General features: G+C 71.7%; 22 protein-coding genes. 11 read left to right on the forward strand and 11 right to left on the reverse strand.

Features of this window, described 5'->3' with window-relative positions; genetic code table 11:
• Nucleotides 1-12: 12 nt before the first annotated feature.
• Nucleotides 13-423, reverse strand: a complete 411-nt coding sequence (locus CSC66_RS10045) for an HIT family protein (protein ID WP_162377257.1) — start codon at nt 421-423, stop codon at nt 13-15.
• A complete protein-coding gene (locus CSC66_RS10050; protein ID WP_162377258.1) occupies nt 420-1,118 on the reverse strand; it encodes a dienelactone hydrolase family protein in 699 nt (232 codons plus the stop codon). The genes CSC66_RS10045 and CSC66_RS10050 overlap by 4 nt, the downstream gene beginning before the upstream one ends.
• A 193-nt stretch (nt 1,119-1,311) precedes the next feature.
• Here CSC66_RS10050 and rimO point away from each other — a divergent pair, with 193 nt between their 5' ends.
• Entirely contained in the window at nt 1,312-2,679 is a 1,368-nt protein-coding gene (gene rimO / locus CSC66_RS10055) for a 30S ribosomal protein S12 methylthiotransferase RimO (protein ID WP_162377259.1), read from the forward strand.
• A 176-nt stretch (nt 2,680-2,855) separates the two neighbouring features.
• On the opposite strand, the gene greB is transcribed toward rimO, so the two are convergent.
• The 3 genes from greB to CSC66_RS10070 all read right to left on the reverse strand — a co-directional run bounded on the left by greB (nt 2,856) and on the right by CSC66_RS10070 (nt 5,403).
• On the reverse strand, nt 2,856-3,359 hold the full coding sequence (gene greB, locus CSC66_RS10060) for a transcription elongation factor GreB (protein ID WP_162377260.1): 504 nt from the start codon (nt 3,357-3,359) through the stop codon (nt 2,856-2,858).
• Nucleotides 3,360-3,441: 82 nt separating this feature from the next.
• The gene (locus CSC66_RS10065) at nt 3,442-3,876 is read right to left on the reverse strand and encodes a copper resistance protein NlpE N-terminal domain-containing protein (protein WP_162377261.1); all 435 of its coding nucleotides are present in this window, start codon (nt 3,874-3,876) and stop codon (nt 3,442-3,444) included.
• A 21-nt stretch (nt 3,877-3,897) separates the two neighbouring features.
• Complete coding sequence (locus tag CSC66_RS10070) at nt 3,898-5,403, reverse strand: helicase HerA-like domain-containing protein (protein WP_162377262.1); 1,506 nt, start codon at nt 5,401-5,403, stop codon at nt 3,898-3,900.
• A 152-nt stretch (nt 5,404-5,555) separates the two neighbouring features.
• On the opposite strand from CSC66_RS10070, the gene CSC66_RS10075 reads away from it, so the two are divergent.
• Nucleotides 5,556-7,097: a lytic transglycosylase domain-containing protein gene (locus CSC66_RS10075; RefSeq protein ID WP_162377263.1), complete on the forward strand. Its 1,542-nt coding sequence runs from the start codon at nt 5,556-5,558 to the stop codon at nt 7,095-7,097.
• 415 nt (nt 7,098-7,512) lie between these two features.
• Here the strand turns inward: CSC66_RS10075 and asd are convergent, their stop codons facing one another.
• Together asd and CSC66_RS10085 are read right to left on the reverse strand one after the other, a co-directional pair.
• Nucleotides 7,513-8,358, reverse strand: a complete 846-nt coding sequence (gene asd, locus CSC66_RS10080; protein ID WP_162377264.1) for an archaetidylserine decarboxylase — start codon at nt 8,356-8,358, stop codon at nt 7,513-7,515.
• Nucleotides 8,355-9,008: an SCO family protein gene (locus CSC66_RS10085; protein ID WP_162377265.1), complete on the reverse strand. Its 654-nt coding sequence runs from the start codon at nt 9,006-9,008 to the stop codon at nt 8,355-8,357. The genes asd and CSC66_RS10085 overlap by 4 nt, the downstream gene beginning before the upstream one ends.
• A 123-nt stretch (nt 9,009-9,131) precedes the next feature.
• Between CSC66_RS10085 and prmB the strand changes: the two genes are divergently transcribed.
• The 7 genes from prmB (at nt 9,132) to CSC66_RS10120 (ending at nt 17,161) form a co-directional block, all read left to right on the forward strand.
• The gene (prmB, locus tag CSC66_RS10090) at nt 9,132-10,061 is read left to right on the forward strand and encodes a 50S ribosomal protein L3 N(5)-glutamine methyltransferase (RefSeq protein WP_162377266.1); all 930 of its coding nucleotides are present in this window, start codon (nt 9,132-9,134) and stop codon (nt 10,059-10,061) included.
• Between the two features lie 341 nt (nt 10,062-10,402).
• Entirely contained in the window at nt 10,403-11,524 is a 1,122-nt protein-coding gene (gene aroC / locus CSC66_RS10095) for a chorismate synthase (protein WP_162377267.1), read from the forward strand.
• Nucleotides 11,525-11,527: 3 nt separating this feature from the next.
• Nucleotides 11,528-12,619: a 2-hydroxyacid dehydrogenase gene (locus CSC66_RS10100; RefSeq protein WP_162377268.1), complete on the forward strand. Its 1,092-nt coding sequence runs from the start codon at nt 11,528-11,530 to the stop codon at nt 12,617-12,619.
• 133 nt (nt 12,620-12,752) lie between these two features.
• Nucleotides 12,753-13,778 carry an aspartate-semialdehyde dehydrogenase gene (locus CSC66_RS10105; RefSeq protein ID WP_162377269.1) on the forward strand — a complete coding sequence of 342 codons (1,026 nt, stop codon included), beginning with the start codon at nt 12,753-12,755 and terminating at the stop codon, nt 13,776-13,778.
• 209 nt (nt 13,779-13,987) lie between these two features.
• On the forward strand, nt 13,988-15,718 hold the full coding sequence (locus tag CSC66_RS10110) for a FimV/HubP family polar landmark protein (RefSeq protein WP_162377270.1): 1,731 nt from the start codon (nt 13,988-13,990) through the stop codon (nt 15,716-15,718).
• Between the two features lie 16 nt (nt 15,719-15,734).
• Complete coding sequence (gene truA, locus CSC66_RS10115; RefSeq protein WP_162377271.1) at nt 15,735-16,508, forward strand: tRNA pseudouridine(38-40) synthase TruA; 774 nt, start codon at nt 15,735-15,737, stop codon at nt 16,506-16,508.
• The gene (locus CSC66_RS10120) at nt 16,505-17,161 is read left to right on the forward strand and encodes a phosphoribosylanthranilate isomerase (protein WP_162377272.1); all 657 of its coding nucleotides are present in this window, start codon (nt 16,505-16,507) and stop codon (nt 17,159-17,161) included. The genes truA and CSC66_RS10120 overlap by 4 nt, the downstream gene beginning before the upstream one ends.
• Nucleotides 17,162-17,201: 40 nt before the next feature.
• Here the strand turns inward: CSC66_RS10120 and CSC66_RS10125 are convergent, their stop codons facing one another.
• Nucleotides 17,202-18,095, reverse strand: coding sequence for a LysR family transcriptional regulator (locus CSC66_RS10125; protein ID WP_162377273.1), 894 nt, complete (start codon nt 18,093-18,095; stop codon nt 17,202-17,204).
• Nucleotides 18,096-18,190: 95 nt separating this feature from the next.
• Here CSC66_RS10125 and trpB point away from each other — a divergent pair, with 95 nt between their 5' ends.
• Both trpB and trpA read left to right on the forward strand, forming a co-directional pair.
• A complete protein-coding gene (gene trpB, locus CSC66_RS10130) occupies nt 18,191-19,402 on the forward strand; it encodes a tryptophan synthase subunit beta (RefSeq protein ID WP_162377274.1) in 1,212 nt (403 codons plus the stop codon).
• Between the two features lie 115 nt (nt 19,403-19,517).
• Nucleotides 19,518-20,321, forward strand: a complete 804-nt coding sequence (gene trpA, locus CSC66_RS10135) for a tryptophan synthase subunit alpha (protein WP_162377275.1) — start codon at nt 19,518-19,520, stop codon at nt 20,319-20,321.
• 712 nt (nt 20,322-21,033) lie between these two features.
• Here trpA and CSC66_RS10140 read toward each other — a convergent pair.
• The 3 genes from CSC66_RS10140 to CSC66_RS10150 form a co-directional block, all read right to left on the reverse strand.
• Nucleotides 21,034-21,546 (reverse strand): methylated-DNA--[protein]-cysteine S-methyltransferase, encoded by a 513-nt coding sequence (locus tag CSC66_RS10140; protein ID WP_162377361.1) that lies wholly within the window; start codon nt 21,544-21,546, stop codon nt 21,034-21,036.
• On the reverse strand, nt 21,546-23,084 hold the full coding sequence (locus CSC66_RS10145) for a DNA-3-methyladenine glycosylase 2 (RefSeq protein WP_162377276.1): 1,539 nt from the start codon (nt 23,082-23,084) through the stop codon (nt 21,546-21,548). Before CSC66_RS10145 ends, CSC66_RS10140 begins: the two co-directional genes overlap by 1 nt.
• Before the next feature lie 100 nt (nt 23,085-23,184).
• Nucleotides 23,185-24,450 carry an alkaline phosphatase family protein gene (locus CSC66_RS10150; protein WP_162377277.1) on the reverse strand — a complete coding sequence of 422 codons (1,266 nt, stop codon included), beginning with the start codon at nt 24,448-24,450 and terminating at the stop codon, nt 23,185-23,187.
• Between the last annotated feature and the right edge of the window lie 98 nt (nt 24,451-24,548).

The following is a 24,548-nucleotide window of genomic DNA, read 5'->3' on the forward strand; positions in this document are numbered from 1 at the left end:
GGGTCGGGGCGCCTATCCTAGCCGTGAACGCCACATCGCCGCACGCTGCGCCAGCGCGTCGGCCGCGTGCCGCACCGCCGTGCCGCTGCCCCACACCGGGCCTGGCCAGGCGGCGTCGCCCGCATGGCGGCCGACGATGTGCACGTGCAGCTGGCGGACGATGTTCCCCAGCGCGCCGATGTTGACCTTCTCCACTCCCGGCTCGGCGCGCAGCAGCTGGCTGGCCCGGTTGAGCTCGGCCAGCAGCAGGCGCTGCTGGCCGCCGTCCAGGTCGATCCATTCGGCCGCGCCGTCCACGCGCGGCACCAGCAGCAGCCACGGAAACCGCGTGTCGTCCATCAGCCGGACCTGCGACAGCGGGCCATCGGCGATGAACACGCTGTCGGCGGCCAGGCGTGGATCGAGGACGAACCCGGCGCTCATCGCAGGTGCTCGGCGAAGAAGGCCAGGCTCCGGGCCCGCGCCAGGGTGGCGCTGCCCTTGCCGTAGGCGTCCGGATCCACGTCGCGGTTGAACGCATGCCCGGCCGGGTAGGTATGCACCGCCATGGCCGGCAGGGCGCGCCGGTGCGCCTCGACCGCCGATGGCGGGATCGAGGCGTCGTGTTCGCCGAAGTGGAACATCACCGGCGCCCTGGGCGCCGTGGTCAGCGCCTGATCCTCCAGGAACGGCAGGTCGCGCGCGCCGTAGTAGCTGACCGAGGGCAGCCCGAGCCTGAGTGCCGACAGCATCGCCACGGTGCCGCCCCAGCAGTAGCCGACCGTGCCGACCGCCTCGGGCTGGTGCAAGGCGGCCAGGCGCGAGCGCAGGTGCGCGGCGGCGCTGGCGACGATGTCCAGTGCCGCATCCAGGCCGAGCCGGCCTACCAGCTCGCGGCCGCGCAGCGAACTGGCGGAGTCATAGGCCAGCTCCACGCCGCGCTCGACCGGATCGAAGAAGGCCGGCGCCAGCACGGCGTAGCCCTCGGCGGCGTAACCGTCGGCGACATCGCGGATGTGCGCATTGACGCCGAAGATCTCCTGGACGACGACCAGGCCGGCCTTCGGCGACGAGGGCGGTTCGGCCTGCCAGGCGGCGACCGCGCCTTGCGGGGTGTCTAGCTCGATCCACTGGCCCATGCCTGCGCTCCGGTCGGGTGGAGCGCCAGTGTAGGCGCTCGCGGTGCGGCGCCGGTGGAGGCGCCGGGCGGCAGGCCCATCCTGAACGCCGCGCCCGGCGCCCGCCGGGGGCCGCGGGGCGGCGCGTATAATTCCGCGCCCGGCCACGCCGGGCCGCCCATGCGCGGCAGCCCGTTCCTCCCGAGTTCTTCCCATGTCCCTGCAGAACCCCAAAGTCGGCTTCGTCAGCCTCGGCTGCCCGAAGGCGCTGGTCGATTCCGAACGCATCCTCACCCAGCTGCGGGTGGAGGGCTACGACATCGTCCCCAGCTACGACGCCGCCGACGTGGTGGTGGTCAACACCTGCGGCTTCATCGACTCGGCCGTGGCCGAGTCGCTGGATGCCATCGGCGAGGCGATGAACGAGAACGGCAAGGTCATCGTCACCGGTTGCCTGGGCAAGCGCTCGGAGCTGATCCGCGAGCAGTATCCGGACGTGCTGTCGGTCTCCGGCCCACAGGACTACGGCAGCGTGATGGAAGCCGTGCACAAGGCGTTGCCGCCGAAGCACGACCCGTTCCTGGACCTGGTGCCGGACTACGGACTCAAGCTGACGCCGCACCACTACGCTTACCTGAAGATTTCCGAGGGCTGCAACCACCGCTGCAGCTTCTGCATCATCCCCTCGATGCGCGGCGACCTGGTCTCGCGCCCGGTCGATGAGGTGCTGCGCGAGGCCGAGCGCCTGGTCAAGGGCGGCGTGCGCGAGCTGCTGGTCGTCTCGCAGGACACCTCGGCCTACGGCGTGGACCTGAAGTACGCCTCGCGCACCTGGCGCGGCCGCGAGTACCAGACGCGGATGAAGGCGTTGTGCGAAGGCCTGTCCGAGCTCGACGCCTGGACCCGCCTGCACTACGTCTACCCGTACCCGCACGTGGACGATGTCATTCCGCTGATGGCCGAAGGCAAGGTGCTTCCGTACCTGGACATCCCGTTCCAGCACGCCAGCCCGCGCGTGCTCAGGCTGATGAAGCGGCCCGGCGCGGTCGACAAGACCCTGGAGCGCGTGCAGCGCTGGCGCGCGATGTGCCCGGAGCTGACCCTGCGTTCGACCTTCATCGTCGGCTTCCCCGGCGAGACCGAGGCCGAGTTCGAGGAGCTGCTCGATTTCCTCGATGAAGCACAGCTGGACCGGGTCGGTGCGTTCGCCTATTCGCCGGTCGACGGCGCGGCGGCCAACGCGCTGCCCGACCCGGTGCCCGAAGAGCTCAAGCAGGAACGCCTGGCCCGTTTCATGGAACGCCAGGGCGAGATTTCCGCCGCGCGCCTGGAGGCCAAGGTCGGCACCGTGCAGCGCTGCCTGGTCGACCTGCTCGACGGCGAGCTGGCGATCGCCCGCTCGATGGCCGACGCGCCGGAGATCGACGGCGTGGTCCAGATCCAGGATGGCCGCGACGCCGGCCTGCAGGTCGGCGAGTTCGTCGACGTGCGGATCATGGGCAGCGACGAGCACGACCTGTACGGCGAGGTCGAGTACGCCGAAGCCGGCGACACCTCGCCGCTGGGCCTGCGCCTGGTCTGAGCTTCGCGCCACGCCTGCGGCTTCGGTAGAGCGGGGCTTGCCCCGCTGCCGCCTTTCCGGCGCACGCGCAGCGGGGCAAGCCCCGCTCTACGCGGGCCCGGCCCCGCGCGCCCAACGATCGGCGGCCTATCCATTGCCATCGCCATCGCCATCGCCTCTCCGGCGCACCAGCCCGTTCAATCGCCGTACTCGACCGCCACCACCGCGAAGCGCGCCGGGCCACCGGGCAGCTGCGCTTCCACTTCGTCGTCCACGCGCTTCTTCAGCAGCGCGCGCGCCAGCGGCGAATCGATGCTGATCCAGCCGGTCGACGCATCGGTCTCGTCCGGGCCGACGATGCGGTAGCGGCTCGACTCGCCGCTGTCGATCCGCTCCAGCTCGACCCAGGCGCCGAAGAACACCGCATCGCGGTCCGCGGGCGCCTCGTCGACCACGCGCAGCGCCGGCACGCGCTTGCTCAGGTAGCGCACGCGCCGGTCGATCTCGCCGAGCTGCTTCTTGCGGTAGGTGTATTCGGCGTTCTCCGAACGGTCGCCCTCGGCCGCGGCCGCGGCCAGCGCCTTGACCACTTCCGGGCGCCGGACCCGCCACAGGTCATCCAGCTCGGCCTTGAGCCGGTCGTGGCCGCCGCGGGTGATCAGGGCGGTGCTTTTCTCGGGGGGCGGGCGCCAGCGGCTCATGCGTTATGGAGTGGATCAGCGGAAGGGGCGTGATCCTAGCGCCAGCCGCTGGCACGGTCAGCACGCACGCGACGCGCCACGTTCATTCGACCTCGTGCGCGCGGTGGAGGCTGCGCCCGCGCGGATCGTCGACCGGTTCGATGCAGCTGCCCTCGGTGAGCACCATCAGGTCGTCCAGGGCGAGCGCGAACTCGCGCGGCCGCGGGCCCGCGCCAGGCAAGGCGCCTTCGGGAACAAGCCGTACGCACGTGCCGTTCCATTCCAGCGACCACTGGCCGCGCTCGACCGGCAAATCCACGAGGGTGGCGCGGCAATGCGCCTGCAAGGCATAGCGATGATCGCCGCCGAGCTCCAGCAGGACGTCGGCCCCGGCGCAGCCGGCCAGGGGCAGGGTGCCGAAGAACAGGCCTGGGATCGAGGCCGCCGGGGGACCAGGGGCGTCGCTGGCCGGCGCCGCGACCGGAACGGTGGCGGCCAATGCGAGCGCGAACGCGAGGCGGCGCGGGGAGGTCGTCATGGCCGGGCGGTCTGGCGCGGTTCAGCGCTTCCTGCCGCCGAACAGCCCGCCGAGGATGCCGCGCACGATCTGGTTGGTGATGGTGCGCGCGGCCTGCTTGCTCGAGGCCTCGATCACGCCCTGGCGGCGGCCGGTGCCGAACAGCACGTCGTTCACCGCCTTGCCGAAGCCGCCTTCCTCCCGTGCCGGTTCCTGCTTGCCGCCGCCGCGCCGCGCCGGCGGCGCCTGCGCGCCGTCGGCGGCGGCCTGCGCGCGTGCGGCGAGCATCTCGGTGGCCGATTCGCGGTTGACCGCCTGGTCGTAGCGGGGACCGAGCGGGCTGGCGGCGCGGACCTGGTTGCGTTCGGCCTCGCTGATCGCACCCATCCGGCAGCGCGGCGGCGCGACCATGGTCTGCTGGACGGGGGAGGGCACGCCCTTGTCCTGCAGCGTGGACACCAGCGCCTCGCCGGTGCCCAGCTGCGACAGCGTCGCGGCCACGTCCAGCTTCGGGTTCGGGACGAAGGTCTCGGCCGCCGTCTTCACCGCTTTCTGGTCGCGCGGCGTGTAGGCGCGCAGCGCGTGCTGCACGCGGTTGCCGAGCTGGCCGAGGATGTTGTCGGGGACGTCGTCGGGAAACTGCGAGCAGAAGTACACGCCCACGCCCTTGGAGCGGATCAGGCGCACGACCTGCTCGATCCGCTGCTGCAGCGCCGGCGGCGCGTCGTCGAACAGCAGGTGCGCCTCGTCGAAGATGAAGGCCAGCCTGGGCTTGTCCAGGTCGCCGACCTCCGGCAGGTTCTCGAACAGCTCCGACAGCAGCCACAGCAGGAAGGTCGCGTACAGGCGCGGCTTGAGGATCAGCTGGTCGGCGGCGAGGATGCCGATCACGCCGCGGCCGTCGTGGTTCACGCGCATGACGTCGGCCAGTTCCAGGGCCGGCTCGCCGAAGAAGCCCTCGCCGCCGTCCTGCGCCAGGCGCAGCAGCGCGCGCTGGATCGCCGCGACCGACTGCGCGCTGACCAGGCCGTACTCGGCCGACACCGCCTTGCGCTCTTCCGCGACGAGGGCGAGCAGGGCGCGGAGGTCGTCCAGGTCCAGCAGCAGCAGGCCGCGGTCGTCGGCCAGCTTGAACACGATGTCGAGCACGCCGGACTGGGTGTCGTTCAGTTCCAGGATGCGGCCGATGAGGGTGGGCCCCATTTCGCTGACGGTGGTGCGGACCGGGTGGCCGAGCTTGCCGTACAGGTCCCAGAACACCACCGGGCTGGCGCCGGGCGCGTAGTCGGCCACGCCGATCTGCGCGGCGCGCTGGAGGAGCTTCTCATTGCCGTCGCCGGCCACCGCCAGCCCGGCCACGTCGCCCTTCACGTCGGCCATGAAAACCGGCACGCCCAGCCGCGAGAAGCCTTCGGCCAGGGTCATCAGGGTCACGGTCTTGCCCGTGCCGGTGGCGCCGGCGACCAGGCCGTGGCGGTTGCCGTACTTCGGCAGCAGGGTGACCGGAATGTCGTCGGTGAGGCCCTTGCCGAGCAGGATCGGGTCCATGCGTATGTCCTGGTGAGGAAGGTCTGGCTCGCCGCCGATCCTAGCGGCACGGCCGGCGGCAGGGCTAGCCGGAGGCGCGCGCCCGCGTCGCGGGTTGCCGCATGAGGTCCCCCGCGGCTACCCTGCCGGTCGCTTCGTCCGTTGCAACCACGATGTCCCCCCGCCTTCCGAAATACTGGCCGCTTGCCGCCGCCGCATTGCTGTGCATCGTTCCCGCCGCCCACGCGCAGCGGGTCTCGGCCAAGGACAGGGCCGCCTCCGACGCGCTGGTCCAGCGCATGTCCGCCGCCGAGCAGCGCTACCGGGACGCCCTGGTGCTGGCCGCCAATGGCGATCCCAAGGGCACCACCGAGAGCAACGCGGCGCTGGAGGACATGGAGGACGTGGTCGACGCCTGCGTGAAGCAGAAGGGCTGCCCGCTGTCGGACGTGCTGGCGACCTGGAAGCGCCTGCTCAAGGCCGAGGTCGACGCCGCCGGCGAGGAGCTGGACGAGGATCCCGGCGAGGAAGGCCTGCTGGAGGCCGATACCGCGCTGGCCGCCGACATCCCCGAGGCCGCGCGCGCGGCGCGACTGCTCGGCGACGACCATCGCCACACCTTCGACCGCATGGTCGAGTTCAATCCGGCGATCCAGGCCGGCATCCGCCGCTGGCTGACCGACATGCGCCCGCAGCTGATGACCAGCTACGAAAACTACCGGACCATGCGCCACCTGATGTGGCCGGAGTTCGAACGCCGCGGCCTGCCGGAGGCGCTGCTGTTCGGGATCATGGCCAAGGAATCCAACGGCCGCGTGCATGCGGTCTCGCGCGCCGGCGCCGCCGGGCCGATGCAGTTCATGCCGGCCACCGGGCGCCGCTTCGGGCTCGGCCCGGACGACAGCGGTTTCGACAGCCGCTACGACCCGCGCAGCGCGGCCATGGCCAGCGCCGCCTACCTCAACGAGCGGCTGCGCCAGCTCAACAACGACCTGGAGCTGTCGCTGGCCGGCTACAACGGCGGCGAAGGCCGGGCCCTGCGCGTGCACCGGCAGAGCGGCGGCACCGGCTTCTGGAACGCCTCGGTCTACGACCAGTTCCCGGCCGAGACCCGCGATTACGTGCCGATGGTGATCGCCGCGGCGTGGATCTACCTGCACCCGCGCCAGTACGGCGTGGTCTTCCCGAAGGTCGATGCGCAGCCGGCGCAGCTCAGGCTCACGCGCCCGGCCAGCATCTACGAGCTGACCGTGTGCCTGGGCAACAGCGGCAACCGCGACGGCTACATGCGCGCGCTGCGCAACCTCAATCCGCGCTATGAAGCGGAGGCGTGGATCCCGGCCGGTACCGTGCTCAGCGCGACCACGCGCATCGTCGGCCTGTACCACCGCCATTGCGAGCACGGCCCGCGTGCCGACCTGGCCCGCGCGCTGGTGACGGCCAACGTCAATGCGGCCATCGTCAGCGACACCCCGGCTGGCAATGTCGCGGTGGGCGACCTGGTGAGCCTGCCGGGCGAGGTCGCCGCGCCGGCCCCGGCCCCGGCCAAGGCGAGGGCGCGTACCCATCGCGTGGCCAAGGGCGACACCCTCGGTCGCATCGCCCAGCGTTACGACTGCGAGGTCAAGGCGCTGGCCCGGGCGAACGGGCTCAAGGCGCCCGCCTACAGCGTGCGCCAGGGCCAGCAACTGAAGCTGGAAGGCTGCGGATCGTAGGCCGTTCTCGATGGGCGGCACGAGGTCGCCTGTGTCCGGGGCGTCGTGTCGCCGATGAATCGGCTCCTACATGGCCACAAGCCGCCGCGCTCCCTGTAGGAGCCCATCCTCATGGGCGACCGCGGGCATCCGACCAACAGGGCGTCGTCCGTGCCGACGCCGTCGGGTCGCCGATGAATCGGCTCCTACATGGCCAGAAGCCGCCGCGCTTCCTGCAGGAGCCCATCCTCATGGGCGACCGGGGCATCCGGCCAACGAGGCGTCGTCCGTGCCGACGCCGTCGGGTCGCCGATGAATCGGCTCCTACATGGCGAGAAGCCGCCGCGCTCCCTGTAGGAGCCCATCCTCATGGGCGACCGGACATCGGCCCCGCGAGGGCGTCGCCAGTGCACCCGCGCCGCCGACGGACCGGCGCCTAGGGTCGATACGCCAGGGCCTGCCCCAGCCGCACCGGCGACTCGGCCGCCAGGCCGGGCGCCAGCGTCGCCGCGCCCGGCGGCAACAGTACTACTACCGTGGAGCCGTAATTGAACCGCGCCATCTCGGCGAAGCGCTCCAGCACGATGCCCTTGCCGCGCCAGTCCTTGCGGGTGACGTCGTCGCCGTAGGCGGGGATCTCCTCGCCGCTCCACACCGTTTCCACGCCCGAGACCAGCAGGGCGCCGACCATCACCGAGGCCATCGGCCCGAAGTCGGTGTCGAAATGGCAAACCAGCCGCTCGTTGCGCGCGAACAGCCGCGGCACCCCGCGCACGGCGGCCGGGCCGACGCTGAAAAGGCGGCCGGGCACGTGCACCGTTTCGCGCAGGACCCCGGTCCAGGGCATGTGCACGCGGTGGTAGTCACGTGGCGACAGGTACACGGTGGCGAAGCTGCCGCCGGCGAACACGCGCGCGGCCTCGGCATCGCCAAGCAGCTCGCTGGCGGTGAACGACTGGCCCTTGGCCTGGAAGATACGGCCGTCGGCCTCGATCGCACCGAGCTGGCTGATCCGGCCGTCGGCCGGCATCAGCAGCGCGCGCGGATCCGGATCCGGGGTGCGCGCGCCCGGCTTGAGCGCGCGGGTGAAGAACGCATTGAAGCTGGGATAGGCGCTCGGATCCGGCTGCGCCGCCTCGGCCAGGTCGACGTCGAAGCGGCGCACCACCGTGTCGATGAAGCGCTGCTTGAGCCAGGGATTCTCCGAATACGCGGCGCTGCGCGCGATCGAGCACAGCAGCCGGTGTGGCAGGGCCCAGCTCAGCGTGGTCAGCAGGCTCATGGCGCGCGGTCCGCGGAGGTCAGGCGGGCCAGGTCGTCGGCGATGGCCGCCGGCTTGAACGGCGGGCGGATCAGCCCGGCCAGGCGGCCCTGCGGATCGAGCACGGCGATATTGGCCGAGTGGTCGACGCTGTAGTCCTGCGGGTTCTGGTCGAAGCCCTTGCCGGGCACCTTCATGAAGACGAAGCCGATCGAGGTGGCGAACTTCTCCAGCGCCGGCACGTCGGCGGTCGCGGCCAGCGTGTCCGGATGGAAGGCGTGGGCGTATTCGCCGGCCTTGCCGGGGGTGTCGCGATCCGGGTCCACCGACACGAACAGCACGCGCGGGCGGGTCGATTCGGGCAGCGCTTCCCACTGCTTCTGCGCCTGCGCCAGTTCGGCCAGGGTGGTGGGGCACACGTCCGGGCAGAAGGTGAAGCCCAGGAACACCAGGGTCCAGTGCCCGGCGAGCTCGCCAGGCACCAGCGGCGTGCCGTCGGACTGGCGCAGGTTGAAGGCCGGCAGATCGCGCGGCTGCGGCAACAGCGTCACCGCCTGCAGCGGCGGGGCGGCCGGCGCATCGTCGCGGCCCAGGAAGTGGAAGGCGGCCAGCAGGCCCAGGCCGGCGGCCAGTGCGGCGACGAGGATGTAGCCGAAGGTGCGGTTGAACATGCGGTCCAGCGTCCGGGAAGGGTTTTCGTGCCGGCCATGATAGCGGCAGGGGCGGGTACGGACCGTCGATGGCCTATAATCGCGGGCCGTTTCCGACCCGGCCGCCACGCGCGGCGCCGCGCCATGACCGCAGATCCGGCCGCCGAGCTGCACACGATCATCGACCTGATCCGCTACGGCGGCAGTCGCTTCAACGAGGCCGGGCTCACCTTCGGCCACAGCTACGACAACGCGATGGACGAGGCCACGCAGCTGGTCCTGCACGCGCTGCACCTGCCGCACGACCTGAGCCCGGTCTACGGCCAGTCGCGGCTGACCACGCGCGAGAAGCACCGGATCCTGGCCCTGTTCCAGCGCCGCATCGACGAGCGCGTGCCGGCGGCCTACCTCACCGGCGAGGCGTGGTTCGCGGGCTTGAGCTTCAAGAGCGATGCGCGCGCGCTGGTGCCGCGCTCGCCCATCGCCGAGCTGATCGAGTCGGGCTTCGAGCCGTGGCTGGGCGGGCGCGAAGTGCGCCACGCGCTGGACCTGTGCACCGGCTCGGGCTGCATCGCCATTGCGATGGGCCACCACAACCCGGACTGGCAGGTCGACGGCGTGGACATCAGCGACGACGCGCTGGCCCTGGCCGCCGAGAACAAGGCGCGCCTGCACGCCGACAACGTGACCCTGCTCAAGTCCGACCTGTTCGCCGGGCTGACCGGGCGCCACTACGAGCTGATCGTCACCAATCCGCCGTACGTGACCGACGACGAGACGGACGCGCTGCCCCGCGAATACTCGTACGAGCCGGAACTGGGCTTGCGTGCCGGCCCGGACGGGCTGGACCTGGTGCTGAAGATCCTGCGCGACGCGCCGCTGCACTTGTCGCAGGACGGCCTGCTGATCTGCGAGGTCGGCGAATCCGAGCGCCACCTCGTCAGGCTGTTGCCGGAGCTGGACCTGGCCTGGATCGAGTTCAAGGTCGGGCAGATGGGCATCTTCGCGGTCGAATGCCGCGAGCTGATCGCGCACAACGCGCGCATCGCCGAGCTGGCTGCGGCGCGGGGTTGAGGCGGGCAGGGCGTGCGTCGGCTGCGGCCGTACGCCTGCTTCCCATGGTCTAGAAGCAGGAGCGCGGGCGCCGGAAGGAGTCCGCCAGCGCACGGGGTGTGGTCCATCCCTCGGGCAGGCGTCCTGCCTTTACTCGGGTCGTGGCACATCCATGTGCCACTTGGACCATCCCCCGTGCGGCGGCGGACGCCCTTCCGAAGCGAGCGCTCTTGGCGCTTCTCACAGAAGGTGGAAACCGTTGCCAAGGCAACATTTCCCCCAGCCTGCCGCACTGCAGCAGTGGCGCCCGATATGCGATCCTAGCCCGTCTTCCCACCGGTTCCCCTCCGCGGAGCGGCGTCTTGAGCAGCAACACCTTCGGCAAGCTGTTGTCGGTCACCACCTTCGGCGAATCGCATGGCCCGGCCATCGGCTGCGTCGTCGATGGTTGCCCGCCCGGGCTGGAGATCGCAGCGGAGGAGTTCGCCCCCGACCTGGAGCGGCGCGCCACCGGCAAGAGCCGCCATACCTCCGCGCGGCGCGAGGCCGACGAGGTCGAGATCCTGTCCGGGGTTTACGAAGGCCGCACCACCGGCACGCCGATCGCGCTGCTGATCCGCAACACCGACGCGCGCAGCAAGGACTACGCGAACATCGCCGCGCAGTTCCGCCCCGGCCATGCCGACTACACCTACTGGCAGAAGTACGGCATCCGCGACCCTCGCGGCGGTGGCCGCAGTTCGGCGCGCGAAACCACCATGCGCGTGGCCGCGGCGGTGATCGCCAAGAAGTGGCTGCGCCAGCGCTACGGCGTCACCGTGCGCGGCTTCCTGTCCCAGCTCGGTGAGGTCAGGCCCGCGGGCTTCGAATGGAGCGCGGTGGAGGGCAACCCGTTCTTCTGGCCGCATGCGGCACAGGTGCCGGAACTCGAGGCGTACATGGACGCGCTGCGCAAGTCCGGCGATTCGGTCGGCGCGCGCGTCACCGTGGTGGCCGACGGCGTGCCGCCGGGCTGGGGCGAACCGATCTACGGCAAGCTAGACGGCGACCTGGCCGCCGCGCTGATGAGCATCAACGCGGTCAAGGGCGTGGAGATCGGCGACGGCTTCGACGTCGTCGCGCAGAAGGGCACCGTGCACCGCGACCTGATCGCGCCGGAGGGCTTCGCCAGCAACCATGCCGGCGGCATCCTCGGCGGCATCTCCACCGGCCAGCAGGTGGTGGCTTCGATCGCGCTCAAGCCGACGTCGAGCCTGCGCCTGCCCGGGCCGACGGTCGACCTGCACGGCGATCCGGTCGAAGTGGTCACCACCGGCCGCCATGATCCCTGCGTCGGCATCCGCGCCACCCCCATCGCCGAGGCGATGGTCGCGCTGGTGCTGATGGACCAGGCCCTGCGCCACCGCGCCCAGTGCGGGGATGTCGGCGAGGTCTCCCCGCGGATTCCGGCCGGTCCCGGCCTGGGCGAAGGCGGGCAGGACTAGGCCATGGCCGTCGCGCGTCCCCGCGTCTGGGTGTCGCAGCCGCTGTTCGACGACATCGTCGACCAGCTGGCGGCGCATTGCGACGTGGACGCCGTGGCGACGGTCACCGAACACGCGCCGGCCGACGTGGCCGCGGCGCTGCGCGACGCCGACGGCGCGCTGGTCACCCTCAACGAACGCATCGGCGCGGCCGAGCTGGCCACCGCGCCGCGACTGCGCGCGATCGCCAATGTCGGCGTCGGTTACAACAACCTGGACATCGATGCGCTCGATGCGCGCGGCATCATCGCGACCAACACGCCCGACGTGCTGACCGAGACCACGGCCGACCTGGGTTTCGCCCTGCTGATGGCGGCCGCGCGCCGGATCACCGAATCAGAGCGCTGGCTGCGCGAGGGGCAATGGAAGCAGTGGTCGTTCTCGACCATGCTCGGCGCCGACATCCATGGCAGCACGCTGGGCATCCTGGGCATGGGCCGGATCGGGCAGGCCATCGCCCGCCGCGGCCACCACGGCTTCGGCATGAAGGTGCTGTACCACAACCGGTCGCGCCTGCCCGAAACGGTGGAGCGCCAGGTCGGCGCGCGCCACGTGGGATTCGAAGAACTGCTGGCGCAGGCCGACCACCTGGTGCTGGTGCTGCCGTACTCGGCGGCCAGCCACCACATCATCGATGCCGCCGCACTGGCGCGGATGAAGCCGACCGCCACGCTGGTGAACGTCGCCCGCGGTGGCCTGGTCGACGAGCTGGCGCTGGCCGATGCGCTGGCCAACGGCCGCCTCGCGGCGGCTGGCCTGGACGTCTACGAAGGCGAGCCGGAGGTGCGGACGGAGCTTCTGGCGCTGCGCAACGTGGTGCTGACCCCGCACGTCGGCAGCGCCAGCCTGGCCACGCGCCGGGCGATGGTGCAGTTGGCGGTGGACAACCTGGCTGCCGCGCTGGGGTTCGGCCCGAACGCGGGCAATCCGCCCACGCCGGTCACCGCCAAGAAATCGACCATCGCCACTGCCGGCATTACCGGCGCGGGCAAAACCGCCGCCGGCTCGATTACCGATATTGCCGGCGCGGGCAAAACCGCGGCCGGCAAACGGTAGGGAACCTCCCAGGCGCTCGACGACACAGCCGAGCCGCACCCCCGGAAGAGGTTCCCCGAACCCGGCCCGCACGCGCGCACCGCGCGACACCGCATCCAACTATCCCGATTACAGAACGGAACCGAGAACACCCATGAGCACTGCAGAACGTCGTTTCACCGTCGCCGTCGTCGGCGCCACCGGCGCAGTCGGCGAGACCATGATGTCCATCCTGGCCGAGCGCCAGTTCCCCGTCGGCGAGCTGGTCGCCCTGGCCTCGGAGCGATCGGCCGGCGGCGAGGTCGACTTCGGCGGCCGCAAGGTGCCGGTGCGCGACCTGGCCACCTTCGACCCCGCGGGCGTGGATATCGCCCTGTTCTCGGCCGGCGGCAGCGTCTCCAAGGAGTACGGCCCGAAGTTCGCCGCCGCCGGCGCGGTGGTGATCGACAACTCCTCGGCCTTCCGCTACGACGACGACGTGCCGCTGGTGGTCTCGGAGGTCAACCCGGAAGCGGCGAAGCGGCGCCCGCGCGGCATCATCGCCAACCCGAACTGCTCGACCATGCAGATGCTGGTCGCGCTGGCGCCGATCCACCGCGAGTACGGCATCGAGCGGATCAACGTGGCCACCTACCAGTCGGTTTCCGGCGCCGGCCGTTCGGCGCTGGAGGAGCTGGGCCGCCAGACCGGCGCGCTGCTCAATTTCCAGGACGCCGACCCGCAGCGCTTCCCGGTGCAGATCGCCTTCAACCTGATCCCGCACATCGACGACTTCCAGGACAACGGCTACACCAAGGAAGAGATGAAGCTGGTCTGGGAGACGCGCAAGATCCTTGGCGACGACAGCATCCAGGTGAACCCGACCGCCGTGCGCGTGCCGGTGTTCTTCGGCCACTCCGAGGCGGTGGCGATCGAGACGAGGAAGAAGGTCACCCCCGAGGCGGCGCGCGCGCTGCTCGAGCAGTCGCCCGGCGTGGAAGTGGTCGACGAGCGCAAGGCCGGCGGCTACCCGACCCCGGTGACCCATGCCTCGGGCAACGACGCGGTCTACGTCGGCCGGATCCGCGAGGACTTTTCGCACCCGCGCGGCCTGAACCTGTGGATCGTCTCGGACAACATCCGCAAGGGCGCCGCGCTCAATGCGGTGCAGCTGGCCGAGCTGGTCGCGCAGGAAGGCTGAGCCAGGCACGGTGACCGGCCGCGCGGAATCGCGCGGCCGGTCCACGGCCCCGATCGGTGCCGATGCGTAGAGCGGGGCTTGCCCCGCTGCGCTCGACGGGCCACGCGGGCGAAGGCAGCGGGGCAAGCCCCGCTCTACGCGCGCGACCCGGGGGGGCGACCCCGCAGGTCGGCTGCTAACAGGGCGGGGTGTCCGCTATAGTGCGCCGCATGAGAATCAGGGGACGGGGCGCCACGCGCCCATGGCACTGGCTGCTGGCCATCGGCCTGTCGCTGCTCAGCGGCGGCGCGATGGCGCTCGGACTGGGCCAGATCCGGGTGCTGTCGGCGCCCGGCCAGCCGCTGCTGGCCGAGATCCCGATCATCTCCAACGAGCCGGGCGAGCTGGAGAACGCGCGCGCGCGGCTGGCTTCGCCGGAAACCTTCGCCCGGGTCGGCCTGCAGCCGCCTTCGGGCCTGGTCAGCGACCTGCAGTTCGAGATCGTGGCCGACGCGCAGGGCCGCGCGGTGGTCCGCGTCACCAGCAGCGCACCGGTCGACGTGCCGTCGCTGGGCTTCCTGGTCGAGGTCGATTGGGGCCAGGGCCGGCTGGTCCGCGAATACTCAGCCCTGGTGGCCGCACCGCAGACCGCCGCGGCGATCGAGGCGCCGGTGATCGAGGCACCGCGCGCGATGCCGTCCGACGCGATCGTCCGCGAGCCACAACCGGCGGCCGCCGCCGCCGAGACTGCGCCCGAGGCCGAGGCCGAACCCGTCGCCCCCGCGCCGGCGGCGCCCACCGCGCCCCGCGCCATGGCAAGCCCCGTCGCGCCTGCCGCCCCCGGGGAGCTCCTGATGCGGGTCGAGCGTGGCCAGACCCTGTCCCAGGTCGCCGCCGGCATGGACCGCGGCGGACGCACCATCAACGAAGCGATGGTGGCCCTGCTGCGCGCCAATCCCGAGGCGTTCATCGGCGGCAACATCCATCGCGTCCGCGCAGGGGCCGAATTGCGCATGCCCGGCGACGCCGATTTCGGCCAGGCCGATGCGGCCGGCGCCGCGGCCCTGGTCCGCGAACAGACCGCGCAGTGGCGCCAGGCTGCGCGGCCGGTCCTGCAACCGGCCGAGGCAGGCGCGGCGACGGCGACCGCGTCGGTTGCCGACAGCCCGGCGGCGCCGTCGGCCAACGCGCCTTCCGGTGCGCGGCTCGAAATCGCACCGGCGGTCGCGGCGTCGGGTACCCAGGCAACAGAATCCGGACTCGGTACCGGTGGCGAGGGCGACATGCTGGCAAACGAACAACTGCGCCAGGCCCAGGAAGACCTGGCCACGCGCGACTCGGAACTGGCGGAGCTGCGCAGCCGGGTCGAGGAACTGGAGAAGATGCAGCAGCAGCAGCTCAAGCTGATCGAGCTCAAGGACAGCGAGCTGGCGGCCGCGCAGCAGACCCTGGCGCGGACCAACGCCGCCGGCGCCGCCCAGGGTGGCGATTCCGCCGCCCCTGCCTGGCTTTGGGCCGGTGCCGGCCTGCTGGTGCTCGCCGCACTGGCCTGGTGGTTCGCGCGCCGGCCCAAGCCGAGTCCGATTCCGTCTTCACGTGGCCGCGGTTTCGATGCCGCGGCGCTGGCCGCGGCGCTGCCGCAGCCGGCGTCCGACCCGACGCTGGCGGTCGACGCCCCGGAGGAGGCACACCACGCACCGGAAGACGTCCCTTACCCGGCCCAGGCACATCCCGACGACGGCGCCGTGCCGGCATGGCACACCGGTGCCGCCGCGGGCGCGGGGATCGGCCTGGCTTCGTTGAATCCGTCCCCGGCTGGCCGCGAGCGCCTGGAACTGGCGATCGCCTACCTGGACCTGGGCGACGTGGAGACTGCGCGCTCGCTGCTGCACGAAGTGGCCGCCGGACACGACCCGTCCGCGCGCGACGAAGCGGCGCAGCTGCTGCGCGAGATCGGCTGAGCGGGAAGCGTCAGCCATGCGTTATGCGCTGGGCGTCGAGTACGACGGCAGCGGCTTCCAGGGATGGCAGGGACTGGGGCCGTCCGGGCCGCCGACCGTGCAGGCCGCGCTCGAGGCCGCGCTGTCCTCGGTGGCCGACCAGGCCATCACCGTGACCTGTGCGGGTCGCACCGACGCCGGCGTCCATGCCGAATGCCAGGTGGTGCACTTCGACAGCACCGCGCAGCGCGATCCGCGCGCGTGGACCCTGGGCGTCACCGGCCGGCTGCCGCCGGCCGTGTGCGTGCGCTGGTGCGTGCCGGTGCCGCTGGAATTCAACGCGCGTTTCTCGGCGCGGGCGCGCCGCTACCGCTACCGGCTGGTCAACCGCCAGGTCCGGCCGGCGCTCTATCGGCACATGATGGCGTGGGAGCGGCGGCGGCTGGATGCGGAGGCCATGCACCGCGCCGCCCAGGCGCTGCTGGGCGAGAACGACTTCAGCGCCTTCCGCACCGTGCACTGCCAGGCGCCGCACGCCCGCCGCGACCTGCAGGAGGTGCGGGTGCGCCGGGTCGGCGAGGTGGTGGAGATCGAAGTCCAGGCCAACGCATTCCTCCATCACATGGTCCGGAATATCGTGGGCTCGCTGCTGGAAGTGGGCGCGGGCGTGCGTGACGAGGGCTGGATCGCCCGCCTGCTGGCCGGGCGCGACCGCACCCTGGCCGGCCCGACCGCGCCGCCGCAGGGACTGGTGTTCCTGCACCCCCTGTATCCACGAGAATGGGGCCTGCCCGAGGAGGTGAGCCTGTGAACCGCACGCTGTACAGAACCCGGATCAAGTTCTGCGGCCTGACCCGCCCCGGCGACGTGCGCCTGGCCGGCGAACTCGGCGTGGACGCGGTCGGCTTCGTCTTAGCCCCCGACAGCCCGCGCCGGTTGACCGCCGTCGAGGCGCGCCAGTTGCGGCTGGCGCTGGCGCCGATGGTCAGCGTGGTCGCGCTGTTCCGCGACAACACCGCCACCGAGGTACGCGAGGTGGTGCGCCAGTTGCGTCCGTCGGTGCTGCAGTTCCACGGCGACGAGGACGACGCCTTCTGCCGTGCATTCCGGGTGCCCTGGATGAAGGCGATCCCGATGGCCAACGGCGAGGCCTGGGACGCGCGCACCTTGCAGCAGCGCTGGCCCCATGCCGACGGCTTCCTGTTCGACAGCCACGGCGCGGGCAAGGGGGGCGGCACCGGCAAGGCCTTCGACTGGAGCCGCATTCCGACCGGCCTGCACCGGCCGTTCGTGCTGGCCGGCGGCATCACGCCGGACAACGTGTTCGACGCGATCCACGCCACCCTGCCGTGGGCGGTCGACGTAGCCAGCGGCATCGAGGTGTCGCCGGGCATCAAGGACGGCGAGAAGATGCGCCGGTTCGTCGCCGAAGTGCGCCGCGCCGACTGCGCCGAGCTCGATTGAGCCGGGCAGGTCACCAGTCCCCACGCACCGGTCGGACACCTCACCGGCCCGGCTGCAGCTCCGTGCGCAGCCACGTCGCCAGCGCCGGGATCCGCGCGTCGTCGCTGCCGCGCGTCGTGCACAGGGCCCATTGCCCGCCTGTTTCGACGAAGCCCCAGGGCGCGGCCAGGCGACCCTGGTCGAGGTCGGCCTGGACCAGCTCCAGCGGCGCGATCGCCACCCCCAGCCCGGCCACGGCAGCCTCCAGCAGGTAGGTCAGGTGCTCGAACCCGGTGCCGGCGTTGGCATCGGCAGTTTCCAGGCCGTGCGCGGCGAACCAGCGCGGCCATGCCTGCGGCCGCGACCGTGTGTGCAGCCGCGGCGCGCCCCGCAATGCCGAAGGCGGCGCGTCCTGCAACGCCGCCAGCTGCGCATGGCGCGGGCTCAGGACCGGACCGATGCGCTCCGGCGCCAGCGCATGCACCTGCCAGGACGAGGGCCACGGCGCTTCCCCGAGCAGCAGCGCCGCATCCAGTCCGGACAGCGCCGGATCGAAGCCTTCGCGCGCGGAGAAGTGCAGGGTGAGCGTCGGCAGCTCGGCCGACAGCCGCTCCAGGCGGGGGATCGCCCAGCGCGCCAACAGGCTGCCCGGGCAGCCCAGCACGAGCGCGGCCGCCGGTTCGCGCGCACGCTGCAGCGCCCCCCAGGTCGCCTGCAGGGTGGCGAACGCATCGCCGGCGGCATCACGCAGGCGCAGGCCGCGCGCGGTCAGGGCCAGGCCGCGCCCCTCCCGCTCGAACAGTGGCGCGCCGAGCGCCTCTTCCAGGCTGCGGACATGGCGGCTGATCGCGCCGTGGGTGACGTGCAGTTCGGCCGCCGCCCGGCTCAGGCTGCCCAGTCGGGCCGCCGCCTCGAAGGCGCGCAGGGCGTTGAGCGGGGGCAGGGTCCGCGACATGTGACTTTTCCTGAAGAGTCGTGACAATAGTATCGGTTTCCAGGCAATGAATCGTGCGCTAGGCTGACATCCCGTAGCGCCCCTCCGGACTCTCCATGCCGTCGCCTGCCGACTACCACGCCTATCCCGACGCCGCCGGCCACTTCGGCCGCCACGGTGGCCGCTTCGTCGCCGAGACCCTGGTCGGTCCACTGCAGGAGCTGGCCGCCGCCTACGACGCGGCCCGGGTCGACCCGGAGTTCATCGCCGCCTTCGAGAAGGACCTCAAGCACTACGTCGGCCGCCCCAGCCCGATCTACCACGCCCAGCGCCTGAGCCGGGAAGTGGGCGGCGCGCAGATCCTGCTCAAGCGCGAGGACCTGAACCACACCGGCGCGCACAAGATCAACAACACCATCGGCCAGGCGCTGCTGGCCTCGCGGATGGGCAAGAAGCGGATCATCGCCGAGACCGGCGCCGGCCAGCACGGCGTGGCCAGCGCCACCGTGGCCACGCGCCTGGGCCTGGAGTGCGTGGTCTACATGGGCGCCACCGACATCGAGCGGCAGAAGATAAACGTCTATCGGATGAAGCTGCTCGGCGCGACGGTGGTCCCGGTCACCAGCGGTTCGGCCACGCTCAAGGACGCGCTCAACGAGGCCATGCGCGACTGGGTGACCAACGTGCAGGACACGTTCTACATCATCGGCACGGTCGCGGGCCCGGATCCGTATCCGCGCATGGTCCGCGACTTCAACGCGGTGGTCGGCCGCGAGGCGAGGGCGCAAATGCTGGCCGACTACGGCCGCCTGCCCGATGCGATCACCGCCTGCGTCGGCGGCGGCAGCAACGCGATCGGCCTGTTCCATGCCTTCCTCAACGACGCCCCGGTGCGGATTGTTGGAGCCGAGGCGGCCGGCGACGGCATCGAGACCGGGCGCCATGCCTCGTCGCTGGCTGCCGGGCGGGTCGGGGTGCTGCACGGCAACCGCACCTACGTGATCTGCGACGACGACGGGCAGATCATCGAAACCCACTCGATCTCCGCAGGCCTGGACTATCCGGGCGTCGGCCCCGAGCACGCGTTCCTGAAGGACAGCGGCCGCGCCGAGTACGTCGGCGTCACCGACGAGGAGGCGCTGGCCGCGTTCCACAGGCTCACCCGGACCGAGGGCATCCTGCCGGCGCTCGAATCCAGCCACGCGGTCGCCCAGGCGATCAAGCTGGCACGCGAGCTGCCACGCGATGCGCTGGTGCTGTGCAACCTGTCCGGGCGTGGCGACAAGGACGTGCACGCCATCGCCGCACGCGAAGGCATCACCTTGTAGGAGCCGATTCATCGGCGACCCGATCCCCCTCCAACGCCGCCACCCAACGCGACGCCTGGCGAACAGGCGTCCACCCGTGCCCCGACAGGCGCGACCCCGGACCCACAGGCCACCCATGAGCCGCTTCGAGAACAAGTTCGCGCAACTGCGTGCCGCCGGCCGCAAGGCCCTGATCCCCTTTTTTACCGCCGGCGACCCGTCGCTGGAAGCGACCGTGCCGGTGATGCACGCGCTGGTGGAGGCCGGCGCCGATGTCATCGAGCTGGGCGTGGCGTTTTCCGATCCGATGGCCGACGGCCCGGTGATCCAGCGCAGCTCCGAGCGCGCGCTGGCGCGTGGTGCGGGTACCGGCTACGTGTTCGAATGCGTGCGCCGCTTCCGCCAGCGCGATGCCGATACGCCGGTGGTGCTGATGGGGTACCTCAATCCGGTGGAGATCCGCGGCGCGGCGCGCTTCGCCCGCGAGGCGGTCGCCGCCGGCGTCGATGGCGTGCTGCTGGTCGACCTGCCGCCGGAAGAGGCGGGCGAATTCCAGCAGGCCTTCGATGCCGCCGGCCTGGCCCTGGTGATGCTGGCCTCGCCGACGACCTCGCCGGCGCGCGCGGCGATGCTGAGCGCGAACGCGCAAGGCTATCTCTACTACGTCAGCTACGCCGGCGTGACCGGAGCGGATCGCCTGGACACGCAGGTCGCCGGTCGCCGGCTGCAGGAGCTGCGCGCCGCGGCGAAGGTGCCGGTGGTGGCCGGGTTCGGCATCAAGGATGCCGCCAGCGCCGCGGCGATGGCGGTCGACGCCGATGGCGTGGTGGTCGGCAGCGCGCTGGTGTCGATGCTGGCCGATGCGGCGGATCCGGAGGCGGCCGCGGGGCGGGCGCGCGAGTTCCTGGCGCCATTGCGGCAGGCCGTGGACGCGGGCTGAGCCTGAGGGAGCGGATGCAGTAGCAACTGCAGGAGCAACTGCAGGAGCAACTGCAGGAGCAACTGCAGGAGCAACTGCAGGAGCAACTGCAGGAGCAACTGCAGGAGCAACTGCAGGAGCAACTGCAGGAGCAACTGCAGGAGCAACTGCAGTGGGGCACGCGGGCTTCGGAGGGAGTCCGCCGTCGCCTGGGGGAATGGCCCATCCCTCGGGACGACATCCTGTCTTTACTCGGGTCGTGGCACATCCATGTGCCACTTGGTCCATTCCCCCAGGCAACGACGGACTTCCGTGCGGTTCCGGCTCGTCACTTCGTCCTGGACGAAGAATCCTCGGTAGCCGCAGCCGCAGCCGCAGCCGCAGCCACCGACACCGACACCGACACTGTGACCGTCACCGTCCTGCTCGTTGGGAGGGTGCGCTGGCGTCATGGGCAACAAGCACTGATCGCGGTCCCGCCGCGGCCATGGCCTTGCTGCTTTGAAGGACGTCACCGAAGGCAATCCCCCCAACGTCGCCGAAGGCCGTCGTTGCCGTAGGGGATGGCCCAAGTGGCACATGGATGTGCCACGGCCCTTCGTAAAGACAGGACGTCGTCCCGAAGGGTGGGCCATCCCCTGCGGCAACGGCGGACTCCTTCCGAAGCCAACGCCGCAGGATGCTTTTTCGCAGTTGCAGTTGCAGTTGAAGCCGCAACCGCAACCGCGCAATCTCAGGAAAACAGGTCGGCCGCCGGCGTTTCCCTCGGCAACGCGCCCTCCAGCTCCAGCAGGAAGCGCTTGGTCGGCAGGCCGCCACCGAAACCGGTGAGCGAGCCGTCCGCACCGATCACCCGGTGGCAGGGCAGCACGATCGGCAGCGGATTGCGGCCGTTGGCCGCGCCGACCGCGCGCGTGGCCGCCGGACGGTCCACGCGCAGGGCCAGTTGCGCGTAGCTGGCGGTCTGGCCGTAGGGAATCGACGCCAGCGCGAACCACACCTCGCGCTGGAACGGCGTGCCCTGCGGCGCCAGCGGCATGTCGAACGTTTCGCGCTTGCCGGCGAAGTATTCGCCCAGCTGCGCCTGCGCCTGGTCCAGCAGCGGGTGGTCGCCTTCGCGCCAGCCTTCGCGGTGTTGCGGGTGGCGGTTGCTCGGGAATTCGATCGCATGCAGCCCCGCATCGGATGCGGCGATGGTGAGCGCGCCCACCGGGCTGGCGATGCGGCGATAGTGGATGGTGCCCATCATGGTTTCTCCGCGGGTGTGGGCGATGCCATCGCATCGCGCCAGAGGTGGATCACGGCGTAGGCGCGCCAGGGGCGCCAGGCCTCGGCGCGTTCGCGCAGGCCGCGCGCGGTCAGCCGGCTGCCGTCGCCGGGCACGGCCTTCTGCAACACCAGGTCTTCGGCCGGAAACGCATCCGGATGGCCGAGCGCGCGCATCGCCAGGTACTGCGCCGTCCACGGGCCGATTCCGGGCAGCGCGCTCCAGGCGGCGGCGAAATCGTCCAGCGTCTGTTCGGCCTCGAAGCCCACGCGTCCGTCGAGCAGCGCGGCCGCCAGCGTGCGCACCGTGGCCACGCGCGCGCCGGTGAGGCCCAGGCCGTCGAGGTCGCCGTCGGCCAGCGCGGCGGGGGTGGGGAACAGGTGCGTCAGGCCGTCCAGCAGCGGTGCGTCCAGCACATGGCCATGGCGCTGCGCCAGCCGCGCGGTCAACGTACGCGCGGCGGCAACGCTCACCTGCTGGCCGATCACCGCGCGCACCGCGATCTCGAAGCCGTCCCAGCCGCTGGGCAGGCGCAGCCCGGGTCGCTTGCGCAGCAGCGGGCGCAGGCGCGGGTCGGTCGACAGCGCAGCGGCGATGGCGTTCGGATCGGCATCGAGGTCGAACATGCGGCGCACCCGCTGGACGATGTCGGCCAGTTGCGCGGGCGCGGCGCCGCGCAGTTCGAGCTTGAGCGCATGGCTGCGCTCGGCACGCCCGGCGGGCCAGGCGCTGATCCGCAGCCAGCCGGGCGCGGCCGCCGACCCGATCACGCGCGCATAGCTGCGCGCATCCACCCGCTCCACGCCGGGCAAGGCGCGGCCGCGCAGGAAATCGAGCATGGCGGTGAAGTCGTACGGCGGCCGGTAGCCCAGGCGCAGCACCAGCGGCTGGGTGGCGTCGCCGACCGGCTGTTCTTCCGGCGCGCGCCGGCGCAGGTCGCGCGGTGCCATGCCGTAGGCGTCGAGGAAGGCGGCATTGAAGCGGCGCAGGCTCGCGAAGCCCGCCGCCAGCGCGACTTCCGTGACCGGCAACGGGGTTTCGGTCAGCAGCTGCTTGGCGAACAGCAGGCGCCGCGTGCCATGTACGCCGATCGGCGCGGCGCCCAGGCGTTCGACGAACAGCCGCCGCAGCTGGCGCTCGCCCAGGTGCACGCGTTCGGCCAGCTCCGCCAGCGACCGCTCGGCGAGGAAGCCCTGGTCGATCAGCTTGAGCGCGCGCGCCACCGTTTCGTCGCCGCGACGCCAGGCGCCGTCGCCCGGCGCCAGTTCCGGCCGGCAGCGCAGGCACGGACGGAAGCCGGCCGACTCGGCCGCCGCCGCGCTCGGGTAGTAGTCCACGTTCTGCGGCTTCGGGGCCGGCGCCGGACACACCGGACGGCAGTAGATACCGGTACTGCGCACGGCGGTGAAGAACAGTCCGTCGAAACGCGCATCCCGGCTCAGCCGCGCGCGTTCGCAGATGCGCAGCGGGGGCAGGGCTGCGCTGGAGGAGGCAAGCGGGGCGGGCCGGTTCGACATGCGAGCAGGCTAGCACCACCGGCGGCAGCGGACTGGCCGTTTTCGGACATCGCTGGCGGGGCACTGCACGCCGCCGCCGGTGCCGCCCGCACCGGTGCCGTCATGGCTGCCGCAGCGCCGGCAGCAGCGTCCGCGGGTCGCCGTCGTTAGGCTGCGGGGCGATGCCCAGCAGGCGCGCCAGCAGCGGATAGACATCGACATTGTCGAACGGCGGCAGCACCACGCCGTCGCCGAACGCCGGGCCGTCGGCGATGAACACCGCGCGCATCGCCGGCGAGTCCGGGTCGTACCCGTGCGCGCCGCGGTCATGCGTGCCGCTGGCATTGCGCCTGTCGACGGTCGCGCGCGGCAGTGCGTTCCAGCCTTCGTCCATCTGGCAGACGATGGGGGGGACGCGGGGATGGCTGCCGTACTGCAGGCGCGCCGGGATCGCGGCCTTGTTCCAGCACTGGTAGTGCGCGTGGCGGCCAACCAGGCGCGCGGTGACCTGCGCTTCGTGGCCGCTCCGCGGGACCAGGCCGACCACCTGGCCGATGCTCACCACTTCGGCTTCCTCCATCGACGCCATGTCCTCGACGGCCAGGTAGTGGCCCTCCGGCACCTCGGCCATGCCGTGGTCCGACACCACCAGCACGTTGGTCCGCTCCGCCAGGCCGGCCGCCTCCAGCCGCGCAAGCAGCGCGCCCACCATCGCGTCGGCCGCGCGGATCGCGGCACGGGTTTCAGGCGCGTCGGGACCATGATCGTGGCCGGCACCGTCGACGTTCTCCAGGTACACGGCGAGCAGGCCCGGCGGCGGGCGTCCGCTCGTGCCAAGCCAGCCGGCGATGCGCTCCACCCGCGCCTCCAGCGGCACTCCGGCATCGAACCGGTGCCAGTCCCGCGGCATTACGCCGTCGCGCGGCGCCGTCACCCCCGGCCAGGCCCACACCCCGGTGGCGATGCCGGCCCGTTCGGCGCTGGTCCACAACGGCACGCCCTGCCACCAGCCGGGCACGCGCCCTGCGTCGCTGTCGGCGACGACGAAGCGGCCGAGGGCGGCATCGTTCATCGAGTTGTGGACGATGCCGTGGTGGTCCGGGCGCAGGCCGGTCACCAGGGTGTAGTGGTTCGGGAACGTGAGCACCGGATACGACGGCCGCATCCACTGCGCGCGCACGCCGCCGGCCGCCAGCCGGTCGAGGTGCGGAGTGTCGCCACGGCCCAGCGCGTCGGCACGCAGGCCATCGATCGACACCAGCAACAGGGTGGAAGGCGCAGGGGCGGCAGAAGGCGGCGGCGGGGCATGGTGCCGGGGCGGCGCGGCGCAGGCGGACAGCGACAGCAGCAGGACGAGGCTGGCAAGGCGGAGCGGGAGATCGGACATGGGGCAACGCTTGGCGACGACCGACACAGCTTGGCAGACCCGCGCGCAATGCACATGACACCGGATGCGAAGGGACTTGACCTGTCCAGCCCGGGCGC

Origin of the sequence: Pseudoxanthomonas kaohsiungensis, assembly GCF_010211765.1 — a bacterium.
In the GTDB taxonomy this organism is placed as follows: Bacteria; Pseudomonadota; Gammaproteobacteria; order Xanthomonadales; family Xanthomonadaceae; genus Pseudoxanthomonas; species Pseudoxanthomonas kaohsiungensis.

Excerpts from the sequence above, each read along its gene's own strand:
- CSC66_RS10110 (WP_162377270.1), top strand. The coding sequence starts at position 13,988 with ATGAGAATCAGGGGACGGGGCGCCACGCGCCCATGGCACTGGCTGCTG.
- asd (WP_162377264.1), bottom strand. The coding sequence starts at position 8,358 with ATGAGCCTGCTGACCACGCTGAGCTGGGCCCTGCCACACCGGCTGCTG.
- CSC66_RS10125 (WP_162377273.1), bottom strand. The coding sequence starts at position 18,095 with ATGTCGCGGACCCTGCCCCCGCTCAACGCCCTGCGCGCCTTCGAGGCG.
- trpB (WP_162377274.1), top strand. The coding sequence starts at position 18,191 with ATGCCGTCGCCTGCCGACTACCACGCCTATCCCGACGCCGCCGGCCAC.
- greB (WP_162377260.1), bottom strand. The coding sequence starts at position 3,359 with ATGAGCCGCTGGCGCCCGCCCCCCGAGAAAAGCACCGCCCTGATCACC.
- CSC66_RS10045 (WP_162377257.1), bottom strand. The coding sequence starts at position 423 with ATGAGCGCCGGGTTCGTCCTCGATCCACGCCTGGCCGCCGACAGCGTG.
- CSC66_RS10100 (WP_162377268.1), top strand. The coding sequence starts at position 11,528 with ATGGCCGTCGCGCGTCCCCGCGTCTGGGTGTCGCAGCCGCTGTTCGAC.
- CSC66_RS10075 (WP_162377263.1), top strand. The coding sequence starts at position 5,556 with ATGTCCCCCCGCCTTCCGAAATACTGGCCGCTTGCCGCCGCCGCATTG.
- CSC66_RS10105 (WP_162377269.1), top strand. The coding sequence starts at position 12,753 with ATGAGCACTGCAGAACGTCGTTTCACCGTCGCCGTCGTCGGCGCCACC.
- CSC66_RS10145 (WP_162377276.1), bottom strand. The coding sequence starts at position 23,084 with ATGTCGAACCGGCCCGCCCCGCTTGCCTCCTCCAGCGCAGCCCTGCCC.
- CSC66_RS10070 (WP_162377262.1), bottom strand. The coding sequence starts at position 5,403 with ATGGACCCGATCCTGCTCGGCAAGGGCCTCACCGACGACATTCCGGTC.
- prmB (WP_162377266.1), top strand. The coding sequence starts at position 9,132 with ATGACCGCAGATCCGGCCGCCGAGCTGCACACGATCATCGACCTGATC.
- CSC66_RS10065 (WP_162377261.1), bottom strand. The coding sequence starts at position 3,876 with ATGACGACCTCCCCGCGCCGCCTCGCGTTCGCGCTCGCATTGGCCGCC.
- CSC66_RS10140 (WP_162377361.1), bottom strand. The coding sequence starts at position 21,546 with ATGGGCACCATCCACTATCGCCGCATCGCCAGCCCGGTGGGCGCGCTC.
- CSC66_RS10085 (WP_162377265.1), bottom strand. The coding sequence starts at position 9,008 with ATGTTCAACCGCACCTTCGGCTACATCCTCGTCGCCGCACTGGCCGCC.
- CSC66_RS10050 (WP_162377258.1), bottom strand. The coding sequence starts at position 1,118 with ATGGGCCAGTGGATCGAGCTAGACACCCCGCAAGGCGCGGTCGCCGCC.
- trpA (WP_162377275.1), top strand. The coding sequence starts at position 19,518 with ATGAGCCGCTTCGAGAACAAGTTCGCGCAACTGCGTGCCGCCGGCCGC.
- truA (WP_162377271.1), top strand. The coding sequence starts at position 15,735 with ATGCGTTATGCGCTGGGCGTCGAGTACGACGGCAGCGGCTTCCAGGGA.
- rimO (WP_162377259.1), top strand. The coding sequence starts at position 1,312 with ATGTCCCTGCAGAACCCCAAAGTCGGCTTCGTCAGCCTCGGCTGCCCG.
- CSC66_RS10150 (WP_162377277.1), bottom strand. The coding sequence starts at position 24,450 with ATGTCCGATCTCCCGCTCCGCCTTGCCAGCCTCGTCCTGCTGCTGTCG.